Source organism: Brevibacillus schisleri, assembly GCF_055685845.1.
In genome coordinates, this window is sequence record NZ_JBVNDM010000001.1 from 4,479,877 (window position 1) to 4,491,636 (window position 11,760).

Sequence of the window (11,760 nt, forward strand, 5' to 3'; positions counted from 1 at the left end):
GACTCCCCCCGATCTCTACACCGATTTCTCACCAACAGCCATGTAAAGCTGTCTGAGAATAGAATGTCCGTCCGTATTCAGCATGTTTCGCCATGCCACAGATAACTTGCCCAACGCCTTGCTCGATAAATAACCGTCACGCACCAACTGCACAGGAATGCCTACACCCTCAGACTTTAGAAACATTTCGTACCCGAGTAGCTCACTATGAGCGCAAATGACTTCGAAATCTATTTTTCCAAGTCCGCCTTGCTTGAGCACTGTTGGCAGTTCACGACCGATTTTCGGGTTGCCGCCTTCCGCATAGCGTGCAGCACAGTAGGCATCATACAACTCTCTCAATTCTGGTACATGTGGGGTGGTCATGATGTGCATCTCGAAATCATTGTCGATGAATACGGCTCTGCCACCTGGCTTTAACAACCTCGCCACTTCACGAACCGCACCGACTGGGTCGGGCAAATGCTCCAATACGAGGCGCGTAATGGCAAAATCATAGGAATCGCTAGGTAAGCCCGTTTCCATAATCGAACCCGCGACGATCTCAAATCGATCCGATTGCTTTTTCGTCAAATAGTTTCTGGAATAATCAACGAGAAGAGGATCAAGCTCCAATCCCGTCACTCTGCCATTTGGAAACGCCTGCATGACCTTTTCCATCACGAATCCCGGGCCCGAGCCCAGCTCTATGACCGACATCCCGTCTGTCAGACCAAACTCGATGTAATGCTTCAGCTCTTTTTCCCAAAACAACTCCACCTGCGATTTCAAGCGTTCTATTTCTACCTCAACATTCGTTGCAATGTTTGCGATTTGATAAGAACCTTCCATGTTTTTCCTACCTCCGCCGTTCAGATATCGATTCGTTTAAAAAAGCCAAAATCTCGCCAGCAACAGCTTCCCATTCAGGGTCAAGCATCATGTCATGACTAATATTTGGGAACAGAACGGGCTCGATTCCGTATGTTTTGCCAATTCGGCGCGTTGTTTTCTCAGAAATCATCCGATCCTGCTTAGAGCCGAGGACCAGCATCGGAGCTTTTGCACTGATGGTTTTGGGAACAATTTTTCCATTCATCTCGGTTCTTGCTTTCAATGATTCAGGCTGCAGGAGCTTCACCCACTCGTCCTTTTTTTCCATCGGTAGCTCCTTGGAAAAAAAGACATTGGCAAGCAATGAAGCATCTCTTTTTTCGTTATATGTAAACAACTGCATAGCTTCTTTAAAATTTTTGAACATCAATCGGAATAAGTCACGCATCCCGCCATGCGGAGGAATCGAGGCGACGAGAACAGTACCCGAGATGATATCTGGATACTGGTGCAAGATCTTTTGCACGATGCCTCCGCCCATGGAGTGCCCGATCAGCACTGGCTTGTTTTTTAGACGCCCGATCACTTCAAGAACATCATCCGTGTAATCTTGTAGTGTGTAAGTATGAAGATTGTCAAAACCATCACTTTCACCGTGTCCACGAAGGCTCACCGCATAAGAAGAAAAGCCTTTGTCCGCAAAATAAGGAAGGAAGTTTTTTTCCCAACACCATGCTCCATGACATGCTCCATGCACAAAAAGAAGAGGCGCTTCGTTAGAAACGCCCTGCGGATGGTATTCTACTAGTTCTAGTTCCAAATTCATTTTCGCCGTTCCTTTCTTATTTGAGAGTCATTCCTTCTTTACTTACTCGAACCTGTTAAGGCGTGGATACGCTGATTCAAGAGATTGGCCGTCTCCTTGAGCAGCATTTCACCGATGAGATCAACATGACGGTCTCTCCAGTTTTCAACAGCCGTTCCCTTCACCCACTGATTAAAAGAGCCTAACGCAGGTCCGCAGTAAATCTGATAATCCACTTTATAGCTTTCGGCTCCATCCAAGGCCCAGTCAAAACAGCGGTTAAAATACCATTTGAACAGGAGCGCCATTTTGTATTTCGGCGTCCGTTCCGCTCTTTTCAGTTCCTGAGGCGGGCAAGTGATTTTCAGCTGTTCATACACTTCTTCAAAGCTGCGTTTAAAATACTTTTCCTGGAGCTGCTGCTTGGTTTTCTCATCGATTTCATCAAGTGAGTTGTATTGACGATAGAGGTCGTGCAATTTGTTCGCTCTCGCTGGAAAGAATAAGCCTTTTTTCAACACTTGAATTTTGGCTCCCATTTCAAACATTTCACCTGCAGGAGCATACTCTGTGTCTTGAACATTGGCCAACTGCAACGAATCCTTCACCGACTCGCTGGTCGCCGCCTCCACTGTGCACTGGTTAATTGAACCTGTCACAATATAATCTGCCCCAAGCATAAAAGCGACCGCCGCTGCTTCCGGAGTTCCAATGCCGCCCGCAGCCCCGATTCTGATCGGCTTACGGTATCCATACTTGTGCATCATGTTATCTCGGAGCCTGATCATTGCAGGCATCAGAGCAGAAGCTACACCGTGATCGGTATTTCCACCTGAATCGGCCTCCACCGTTAACTCATCCGCCATTGGGACTTCCCGTAACAGATTCGCTTCTTCCCTCGTGATTTTATGTTCTTGCACCAATTTTTCTATCAAGTACTCAGGTGCGGGACTTAAAAAGGCTTCCGCTACCTCAGGCTGTGATACCTTGGCAAAAATTTTGTTTGCCGCCTCCACTTGCCCGTTCATCCCCCGGCTTAATCCCTTGGCCCGATAGATGATCAACGCAGGGGTAATCGCCATAAACGCAGATGCTTCAATCACCCTCACTTGATAAGCCAGATAAAGCTCGACGGTTTTTTCTTCCATGGACGGATCACTTGGATGATGCAACAAATTCATCCCATACGGCTCGCCTTGCTGTAGTTCACGTTGAATCTGTTGGATGGCTCGCTCGATTCTATCCAGCTGCAAGCCACCGCTCCCGAAAAAGCCCATCATCCCGGCTTTCCCCATTTTAATGACCAGCTTTTCCGAGGAAATTCCCTTGTACATCGCTCCTGCTAGATAGGGATATTTCAAATTGTAGTCCTGTTTAAATGGTTGATCTCCCAGCGAAAAAGCGGTAATTTCTTTTGGCTGCTCCATGCTGTTTGTTCTCTCTTCAGCCTGTACGGTGATCGCAACCGGCTTTGCCTCTTGCACCATACTTTCTTTCTCTTCTTCCACTTCTATGATCAGCGGCTCTGCTTCATTTCGGATCGTAGTAACTAATTTGGTCAATACAGTACCAGGGCCGACTTCTTCTATTTCGTTTTCCCCCACGGCCAGGAGATATCGAATGGTGTCATTCCATTTTACTGGGTGTGTAATTTGTTCAACCAAATTTCGTTTCACATCACGCTGTTTATAGGGTCTTGCGTGAACATTGGAAATCACCGGAATGGTCATATCAGAAAACGCAAACTGATTCAAATGGTCCTCAAAGCTCATCTTCGCATCACTCATGTAACGGGAATGAAATGCTCCGCTCACCTTTAGCGGTATGTATACTTTTACGCCCGCTTCCTGAAAAACAGGGTTGGCACGCTCGATATCTTCTTTCCGACCTGCAATCACAAATTGGGAGGGAGAATTGTGATTGGCAATATCAATGCTGGTCAAATGATTTTCATGTAATACGCGTTCCACTTGCTCCAAAGTAAACCCGATCACAGCCGCCATCCCTCCACCGACGGCCAGACTCATCAACTCACCTCTTTTTTTCACCAAATGCAGCCCTGTCTCAAAATCAAACACCCCTGATGCAAAAAGCGCATTGTACTCACCCAGGCTGTGCCCCGCCACATAGTCAGGCTTTTTCCCGGTTTCCTTCACTTTCTTCAGGTAGCTAAGCGCATTGACCACATACAGAGCAGGCTGGGTAAATTGCGTTTTACCTAATTGCTTGTCTGGATCATAGAGACATAGTTCTTTGATGGAATAGCCTAATATCTGATCAGCTTTCGCCGTTATTTCTGGAAACTCATCAAAAAGAGAGCCTCCCATTCCTTTTATTTGAGAGCCCTGCCCTGGGAAAACATATGTGGTCATTTTTCTGCCTTCCTTTCTATTGGTTTTCAAACTTTTATTTGAGAAAAGCTGCTTGATGCGCTCTACATTTTCTCCGTCCTTTTTAAAAGGCGTGATGATGGAATGGCATTCTGACTGAGAATCTTGCGGCAAATTTCGCTTTGTAAAATTACTCAAATTGCCTGCTGGTCCTAAATCCAAATAGATGTAGCTTTGCTGCTTCTCCAGCCCTTGGACAGCTTTTGGAAGCTGCATTGGTTTTCTTACCACTTGCCAAAAGTAGTCAGCAGGTAGCTCCTTCATGATTTCACCATAAACACCCGATACAAAGGGAATCTGGGGAATTCCAAATGATTTCTGTTTCAATACCTCACGATAATGTGGTTCAGCCGGATCGATGTAAGAGGAGTGAAACGCATAAGATACAGGTAGTCGTTGACAAATAATCCCCTTGCCTTTGACATAATCCTCCATGCGTTGTAGCTGATGACTGCTCCCAGCAATGACAAAATGCGAATGAAAATTCACCGCTACCAACTCACTATTTCGATGCAAGAATGGCTCTTGATCATACAAATCGGGATTGTGGAGAATCGCAAGCATACTCCCTTTCTGACAATACGCTTCGTAAAGGGTGGCTTGTTCAACCACGAGTTGCAGCAATTCTTCCACAGGCATGATTTCAGACACTGCCGCCGCCACAAACTCCCCCAAACTGCTCCCCAGACAATAGTCGGGCTTTATTCCGCTTTCCATGAGAACCTGGGCCAGCGCGTATTCCACCATAAAAATAGCGGGATGCGTATAAAGGGTGCGATCAAATATATCATCTCGTCGCTTTGTGTCATCGTATAACTGGGCAAGGACAGACTCCCCGATCAGGGAATGTACCTTTTCATCTAACCGAAGCATCCACTTGCGAAATATTGGATTCTGATCAAAAAGGTCTTTCCCCATCTGATAGTACTGCGACCCTTGTCCAGAAAACATAAACACTACAGGCTTTTCCATGTATGATGCACCCCTTGTTTCTATGAAAGGTTTTTATAAAGAAAACTCCCCACAGCCTGGTCAATTGACCGCTTATGGGGAAGCTTTATCCGTGATTTGTCATGGATTGTTCTATCTCCTGAAGTAGATCCTTTACTACAGCAGTACTCCACTCTGTTTTTTTCGGATAGGTGATCGAACACACATAGTCACCTAGGATGTAGGAGGCAGTACGGTATTGAGGAAAGTTTTCAAAAAGACTAAACACAACCCCATCCCTTATCTCCACTTGGCTTATTTCATAGATATGAAAAGAAGTTGTTAAGCCAGTCTTCAAAACTTTGGATAACGCTTCCTTGATTGTCCAGAAAAGAGTGAGCGTCGTTTCATAGGAATAAGGCAAGCAGGACAACAAGCTGCTCTCCTTCACAGTCATTTGCGTCTCTAGAACTTTATTTCTATCAACGCTAATTCTCTCCACATCAATCCCCATCGGTAGCTCCTCCGAAAAAGCAATGGCAGCTGCAAGATCATCACAGTGGGTGATACTCACTTGGAGATGCGCTGGATTCGGTAGGTTTACGACAGGATGATGAAAAATGCCCTGTTCAATCCATATTCGATCTAAACTCTCTTCCCCATTCAAAAACGAAATGGCTCTTTTGGCGACATATCTTCCTGTCAGGTAGCTTTTTACTCTCCGTTCATACTCCAGATGAAAATAGTACTCGAATTCTCTTGGGTGCAGGAATTTTACTATTTTTAAAAAATCTACGGGAACAGAAAAGTAGCCCATGCACAAACTAGCACGAAACTCTCTATCTGTCCCTTTGATAACGAATTCATTCGTAAAGGTCTGTGGAAATACATGCAATCCAATCTCCGCCTTCTCTCGTTCTACGACTATGCCAAAGGGCAGAGCTTCCCCGGTTCGTGGGTAAATAGTTCTACACACTACCGTTTCTCCGTATGACCTCCCTCGTTCCTTTAACGTGCCGAAACAGCGATTAAATTCCCTGAGAGATTTTACTTTCGATAAGAAGCTGATGTAGCTAACTCTTTCTATTTATACAGAATCTTACAACAACCGCATTTATTGCATAACACTAAGGAATTGGATATATTTAGTATAATACCATAATTTTTGTGAATTTATCCACTCAATCATTCCTATTTTTGGAAAGGTAGTAAGCACTCCAGATACTTACGAATCCACTTCATAATGAAAGGATTGCTCATCTTGAAATGGTATGCCATCTTTGTAGAATCCGGTAAAGAAGAAATCGTTCAAAAGTACCTCAGACTCTATTTTAATGAGCAGTCTTTAAAATCCATTGTGCCGAAGAGATTGGTGCCTGAGAAAAAGTCAGGCATGGTGTATAACGTCCTGAAGAATTTTTTTCCTGGATATGTACTTATTCAGACTGAAATGACTAACGAAATGTTCCATAAAATCAAAAAAATCCCTAGGAGCTTGCGTTTGGTCAATAACGGTAGTTACTATTCGCAAGATCAGGGTGCGTATTATTCAAGCATTGATGAAAAAGAAATCACCCCGATACTCCAACTCATGGGGAACGGTGAGGTTGTCGATTATTCAAAAGTATATCTGGAAAATTCAAAGGTGATCGTAGAATCTGGTCCTCTCAAAGGACTGGAAGGCATTATCAAAAAAGTGGACAAGCACAAAAACAGGGCTAAAATATTTTTAACCTTCATGGGAGTAGAGAAAACAATTGATGTGGGAATTGAAATCCTCTCAAAACCTTTGTAATTGGGAGCGTCGCGTACGCGCCCCTTTTTATTTTCTTCATACAAGCACGCATTCCATCGTAAAAACATAGGCTCATGGTAAGTAACATTCAAATAGGATTGACCTGTTTTCATTTGGGAGGGACAAACAAAAGTTCGATGCACGATCTTAAAAGTGTTTGTTCCTTATTCTTGTTTGGAAAGGAATTTGTCTACATGGTTTTCTCGGACGAAGACAACATGTTTACTAGTCAGGCTGCCATTTTCCTTGCAGCCATGAGCTATCAGACTTATCTACTATTTTTTGAAGGCGAGCTTATCTTACCCAAAGGTTTTCAACTGCGATACACCATTCGAGCTTCTGCTGACGTAGAGAATCCAACTGAACATATGTATGGCTTTGTAGCAGAATCAAAAGATCAAATCATCATTGCCTTTAGAGGGTACGCAGCCTATCCGGCAGACCTTTTAGCAGCCTATGACATCATACAAATTCCCTATCCTTTTGTTACAGATGCAGGGAAAACCTCACGTGGATTTACATGCCTGTATCAGTCAACACGCGCTCGATTACTTAGAAAAATAAATCAGTTTTCCAAATCAAAAAAGCTGATTATCACTGGACACAACTACGGTGGCGCTCTGGCTGTGCTGGCAGCTTTAGATATAGCGGTAAACACGCAGTTTAGACACCCCATCGTTTATACCTATGGCAGTCCGCGTATTGGTGACCCTCCCTTCGCTTCACGGTTCAATAAAGTCGTTCCAAATAGTCTACGGATTGTCAATGTTCACGACCCTTTTCCTACCTTCCCCGACCAAAAATATCCACCTCCTTTTACCCAGGAGGGCATCTATTATCAACATGTAAAAAACAAGTTTCCGATCTCGTTTCAACTGAATAATACGCCTCGCAACGATAGTATCGCCTGCTATTTTCAAAGCCTCACCCAGTTTGACCCTGATTACGCGCAAACACTATGTGTGGAAAACCCGGGGTTTTGTCCCGATACCGATACGTGTATTCCGTTTCAAGGCAAATGCTAGCTTTTACAGCCTTGAAACCGAGAAAGGGAGACACATGAATGATCGATCGTATATATAACAGTGAAGATGCGATTTTACTTGCGGCCATGATCCATCAGGCCTATCAGCTTTTTGAAACAGACTCCCTTGTCTTGCCACAAGGGTATTGTCAGCGCTCTGCGATTCGAGCATTGGCTGGTGTCGAGACGCCGGAGCCCGAGGTATTTGGTTTTGTAGCCGAGTCACCAGACAATATCGTGGTTGCTCTTCGGGGAACACGCACGTTTAACGACAATGAGTCAGATCAAGATTTGTATCAAGTCCCCTATCCTTTTGTCAGAAAGGCAGGAAAGACCCACCGTGGGTTTACTTGCATTTACCAATCCGCGCGAGATGAATTGATTCAGGAGCTGAGCAAGCTCCCTAGATCGAAAAGACTATTTGTTGCGGGGCACAGTTTAGGGGGAGGTTTGGCCGCACTTGCCGGCTTGGATATTGCCGTGAATACGAAGTTTACGCGACCTTTTGTGTATACGTATGGGAGCCCTCGTGTCGGAGATCCTGTCTTTGCTTCGCGGTTTAATGAGACTGTAAAGAACAGTGTTCGGATCGTGAATGTTCATGATATTATTCCGACTTTGCCTTCCAAGGTGTACCCTCCTCCGTTTACGAAAAAAGGGTTGTACTACCAGCATGTCGATCGAAAGCATTTGTTGGATTTTCAGTTGAATAGCTTAGCTGTAAGGAATCATGAAATTGTTTGTTATTTTAAGTTTCTGGCGCAGGAGGACCCTGGATTTACGGAGAGGTTGTGCGTGGAGAATGAGGGGTTTTGTCCAGATACGGGGATGTGTGTGCCGTTTTTAGGGGGATGTTGATTCCATTGAATCACTCTCTTTTTTTATGTCCTGTTTATCACTCCGTGAGAGTAATCTTTGAAAAACTTATTGATAATCATTTTCATCAAGACTATAATGGTTATAATTTCCAAATATTTACTTTCGCTCTTGAATGAGCAAAAAAGGAGGCATTATGATTATGAAAAAAGTCATTTTAGCTGGAGCATTAGGAATTGCAGTACTTTCGGGTGGATATTTGCCAGGAGTGGAAGTCTCAAAAGCTAGCGCGGCAACAACGGCTTTAGACATGCAAGAGGTTACGAAATACTATTCTCTGAGTTCATACGAAGTGACGCAAAAAGAATCTTTTTCGCTGAAAAAGGGAGAAGAACTTACGATTTTTGTAAACAATTCAGGATTCCCGATCTCTTATACCGTCTTTGATGCAGATAATCAAGTGATTGGTACATACCCTGCTAATTCACCGTACGGACGCGTCTTCCAAGCAGAAAAAGACGGCAATATTTCTGTCCAATTTCAAGCTGGAACGAATTCTTCCTATATGAAAAAAATGAATTTTACAGCTAAATTCGCTATTTCCAAGTTTCATTAAGCGTTAAGAGAAAGGGGCTGTCTCAAAAGTCGATTTTCCGTCTATAAGACAGTCCCCTTTGATTCAAAAAAATAAGAAAACCCCTTGTCTACCAAGGGGTTGAGATAATTGGTAACGCTCTGAAAGAAGCAGTCTATAAGTACTATACCATCTCTTACTAAAGTAGGATTTCACAAAAGCTCAATGAGGCAACCAGCTTTCCCAGTCGATATGAAATCGAGTGAGAAATGGTCTGTGTCGTTCCTTGCTTCTTATTTCTTTAATTCTTCTGGAATTTCAGGTTTTCCCACGAAACCGAAGGATGCTGTAGATACTGCCAGTACTGCAACAAATGAAGCAATTGCTGAAACATGTTTCGCTACGAACATCATCGCTTTATTTTTCATCTTTTCCACCTCCTTTCAGTGGAATTAGTGTCAGTGCTTGCACAAAGAAGGTCTTAACCAGTGTCTCACTTTCTATGAAAAATAATAAACTGACGATGAGAATTGAGATGATCTTGAGGAGCAAAGTCTGATTCTGTTTGAATAATCGTGATTGCATTTCCATATCTTGCGGAGCAAAAAGTGCTACTAGAACGAATGTGATGATAATAATCGGGGTGATAAAATCAGTAGGAAGAGTAATGAGAGGGATGAATACCGCTCCCGAAATACTTGTTATGGTGCAGTAGACAGACGATGAATAGTGAAATCCTCCTGAAAATTGGCGTAGTACTAAAAATCCGGCCAATGTGAGTAATGTTCCTTGAAATGTCCCTATCATGAGGGAAAGGGTAAGGCTAATCGTAATGATGAGCAGCATGTTGATGATAAGGATTAGCCCAAATTTCATGGTAGGAACTGACTTCGTTTCATTTGGATTGATCGCCTTTAGTTGTATGGCTATTCTTTCAGCAAGAGTTTCAATCATATTCCCCATCCCTTTTTATAGCCAACCATGCCAGTATTGTGATTCCGATTGCCATCCCAAAGAAAATCCACACAAGGGAACCAATTCCATATGTACTTGCTAATTTAAACAGGACCGTTATCAATACACCTGTTACAATGATTAGTGATAAAATCACCATGTTGACTCTGTGGTAAAGAGAGAAAGGCGCTCCGTCTCTGACGAATGTAAATTGCAGTCTACATTTCCGAAGCCCGTAGCATAATGCAAAGGTGAGTACTGCGGAGATTGTCTGGAATATGAACCCGGTGTTGATGGTTCGATCCTCTAACGATTCAATTGTCTCTAAGGTTCCTATGACGGTCAGGAAGAACACTTCCATCATCTGAATCCCCAAGTAAATTCCAGCTGTTATAATGGTCATTAAGGCAGCATGTCCCCAATTCACGTTCCATACCAGGATTAATGCCCCAAAGATTATGACGACTTGAGCTATGGTTGCATAGTCTCCATATGGCGTAAATTGTCGCAGCCCAAACGAGAAAAGCATTAATACCAGACTCACAAAGAGAATCCGATTGATATGCACCAAAAAACCAAACCGAAATAGCGTAGTCATAAGAGCAAATATTGCAAGGTATTCCAATGTTGAAAATAGGACAAACAGCATGGAACTTTTTCACCTCAATTACTTATATGAGGGTTATATTCTACTAGAAACGACAGAATCCTTCTTTAATTTACCAGATTTGACATTTTAGTGCGTTCGAGTGTCATTGAGCCTAGAAGTATGAGTTTTGAAGTAAAGAAGTGCTTGAGGTACAAATTATCAAGATAATAACCTTGTCGATTGTACGACATTATGGACACCCTATGTTAGGGATTGTAAGATGAAGGGACTCACTCGGCACTGAGTAGCCCTACCGAACCAAATACGCACAGTTTACGATTTTTCTTCACACACTCGAATAATCTCTTTAGGAATTGACTCAAACACTAATATCTCTGGTTTTGGATAAGGTCTTCTTAACAAGTATTCTTGAAGTGTCATCATGCTATCCCAATACAACTTAATCCAATGCTCAAGGCTTTCTCCTGTGTCAAAGTTCAAGGCTTCTTCATCAAAATCCTTGAAATCATCGTAGAACGCTTGGTCATAGATAGAAATGGATATCTCACTATCAAATACGAGAATTTTATCAGTAAACACAGGAAAACAAAACGCTTTAAAAAAACGATTAGATATATCAACACCTATAGCTTCTTTAAAATTAACCCAATCCGGTATACCAAAAGGTCTCAAACTTTCAGTCTTTTCATTTTTTACTCTACCACCGTTACTATAACGATTATTAGACTTTGTAAAGTATTGTATTCCTTCTTGCATGACTTGTTCTTTCGAAACAAAATGTGCGTGATTTTCAGGTAAATAAGCATGATACAACAATATACTCACTTTCTCTCACCCACTCATTCTTTATTTCTTGGCACATATGGGAAGTGTGAACTTCTGGTAGGGTCATCTAGATGTTCAAAAACTCTGTGACTTCCCGTTGGAGTATCAGGTGTACTGATGTTTCCATCAAATTCTTTATAATACTTGGTTATCCGGTTTGGATTCGGATTATTAGGATTTGGCCAGTTTGGATTTGCCTTAATTTCTGTACATCAACAGCTTTC

The 11,760-nt window shown here is 42.8% G+C and carries 12 protein-coding genes; 4 read left to right on the forward strand and 8 right to left on the reverse strand.

Annotated features, from left to right (window positions below; genetic code table 11):
- Positions 1-15: 15 nt before the first annotated feature.
- The 4 genes from ACUUHJ_RS20915 to ACUUHJ_RS20930 all read right to left on the reverse strand — a co-directional run bounded on the left by ACUUHJ_RS20915 (position 16) and on the right by ACUUHJ_RS20930 (position 5,914).
- Positions 16-831 carry a methyltransferase domain-containing protein gene (locus tag ACUUHJ_RS20915; RefSeq protein WP_289673745.1) on the reverse strand — a complete coding sequence of 272 codons (816 nt, stop codon included), beginning with the start codon at positions 829-831 and terminating at the stop codon, positions 16-18.
- Between the two features lie 7 nt (positions 832-838).
- Positions 839-1,639 carry an alpha/beta hydrolase gene (locus ACUUHJ_RS20920; protein ID WP_173605526.1) on the reverse strand — a complete coding sequence of 267 codons (801 nt, stop codon included), beginning with the start codon at positions 1,637-1,639 and terminating at the stop codon, positions 839-841.
- Positions 1,640-1,677: 38 nt separating this feature from the next.
- Positions 1,678-4,980, reverse strand: a complete 3,303-nt coding sequence (fabD, locus tag ACUUHJ_RS20925; protein ID WP_472299799.1) for an ACP S-malonyltransferase — start codon at positions 4,978-4,980, stop codon at positions 1,678-1,680.
- Between the two features lie 85 nt (positions 4,981-5,065).
- Positions 5,066-5,914, reverse strand: coding sequence for a 4'-phosphopantetheinyl transferase family protein (locus tag ACUUHJ_RS20930; RefSeq protein ID WP_289673748.1), 849 nt, complete (start codon positions 5,912-5,914; stop codon positions 5,066-5,068).
- A 285-nt stretch (positions 5,915-6,199) separates the two neighbouring features.
- Between ACUUHJ_RS20930 and loaP the strand changes: the two genes are divergently transcribed.
- The 4 genes from loaP to ACUUHJ_RS20950 all read left to right on the forward strand — a co-directional run bounded on the left by loaP (position 6,200) and on the right by ACUUHJ_RS20950 (position 9,189).
- On the forward strand, positions 6,200-6,733 hold the full coding sequence (gene loaP, locus ACUUHJ_RS20935; RefSeq protein ID WP_289673749.1) for an antiterminator LoaP: 534 nt from the start codon (positions 6,200-6,202) through the stop codon (positions 6,731-6,733).
- Positions 6,734-6,927: 194 nt separating this feature from the next.
- The gene (locus tag ACUUHJ_RS20940; RefSeq protein ID WP_472299800.1) at positions 6,928-7,758 is read left to right on the forward strand and encodes a lipase family protein; all 831 of its coding nucleotides are present in this window, start codon (positions 6,928-6,930) and stop codon (positions 7,756-7,758) included.
- 38 nt (positions 7,759-7,796) lie between these two features.
- Positions 7,797-8,615: a lipase family protein gene (locus ACUUHJ_RS20945; protein ID WP_472299801.1), complete on the forward strand. Its 819-nt coding sequence runs from the start codon at positions 7,797-7,799 to the stop codon at positions 8,613-8,615.
- 160 nt (positions 8,616-8,775) lie between these two features.
- The gene (locus ACUUHJ_RS20950) at positions 8,776-9,189 is read left to right on the forward strand and encodes a hypothetical protein (RefSeq protein WP_472299802.1); all 414 of its coding nucleotides are present in this window, start codon (positions 8,776-8,778) and stop codon (positions 9,187-9,189) included.
- 251 nt (positions 9,190-9,440) lie between these two features.
- Here the strand turns inward: ACUUHJ_RS20950 and ACUUHJ_RS20955 are convergent, their stop codons facing one another.
- From ACUUHJ_RS20955 to ACUUHJ_RS20970, 4 genes are all read right to left on the reverse strand, one after another.
- Positions 9,441-9,575, reverse strand: a complete 135-nt coding sequence (locus ACUUHJ_RS20955; protein WP_015892250.1) for a cyclic lactone autoinducer peptide — start codon at positions 9,573-9,575, stop codon at positions 9,441-9,443.
- The gene (locus ACUUHJ_RS20960; protein WP_289673752.1) at positions 9,565-10,101 is read right to left on the reverse strand and encodes an accessory gene regulator B family protein; all 537 of its coding nucleotides are present in this window, start codon (positions 10,099-10,101) and stop codon (positions 9,565-9,567) included. The genes ACUUHJ_RS20955 and ACUUHJ_RS20960 overlap by 11 nt, the downstream gene beginning before the upstream one ends.
- Positions 10,094-10,750 carry a hypothetical protein gene (locus tag ACUUHJ_RS20965; RefSeq protein WP_064201998.1) on the reverse strand — a complete coding sequence of 219 codons (657 nt, stop codon included), beginning with the start codon at positions 10,748-10,750 and terminating at the stop codon, positions 10,094-10,096. Before ACUUHJ_RS20965 ends, ACUUHJ_RS20960 begins: the two co-directional genes overlap by 8 nt.
- A gap of 273 nt (positions 10,751-11,023) precedes the next feature.
- Positions 11,024-11,536 carry a DNA polymerase III gene (locus ACUUHJ_RS20970; RefSeq protein WP_472299803.1) on the reverse strand — a complete coding sequence of 171 codons (513 nt, stop codon included), beginning with the start codon at positions 11,534-11,536 and terminating at the stop codon, positions 11,024-11,026.
- Between the last annotated feature and the right edge of the window lie 224 nt (positions 11,537-11,760).

Coding starts and splice junctions, on each gene's coding strand:
- ACUUHJ_RS20915 (WP_289673745.1), bottom strand. CDS start 831: ATGGAAGGTTCTTATCAAATCGCAAACATTGCAACGAATGTTGAGGTA.
- ACUUHJ_RS20920 (WP_173605526.1), bottom strand. CDS start 1,639: ATGAATTTGGAACTAGAACTAGTAGAATACCATCCGCAGGGCGTTTCT.
- fabD (WP_472299799.1), bottom strand. CDS start 4,980: ATGGAAAAGCCTGTAGTGTTTATGTTTTCTGGACAAGGGTCGCAGTAC.
- ACUUHJ_RS20940 (WP_472299800.1), top strand. CDS start 6,928: ATGGTTTTCTCGGACGAAGACAACATGTTTACTAGTCAGGCTGCCATT.
- ACUUHJ_RS20945 (WP_472299801.1), top strand. CDS start 7,797: ATGATCGATCGTATATATAACAGTGAAGATGCGATTTTACTTGCGGCC.
- ACUUHJ_RS20950 (WP_472299802.1), top strand. CDS start 8,776: ATGAAAAAAGTCATTTTAGCTGGAGCATTAGGAATTGCAGTACTTTCG.
- ACUUHJ_RS20955 (WP_015892250.1), bottom strand. CDS start 9,575: ATGAAAAATAAAGCGATGATGTTCGTAGCGAAACATGTTTCAGCAATT.
- ACUUHJ_RS20960 (WP_289673752.1), bottom strand. CDS start 10,101: ATGATTGAAACTCTTGCTGAAAGAATAGCCATACAACTAAAGGCGATC.
- ACUUHJ_RS20965 (WP_064201998.1), bottom strand. CDS start 10,750: ATGCTGTTTGTCCTATTTTCAACATTGGAATACCTTGCAATATTTGCT.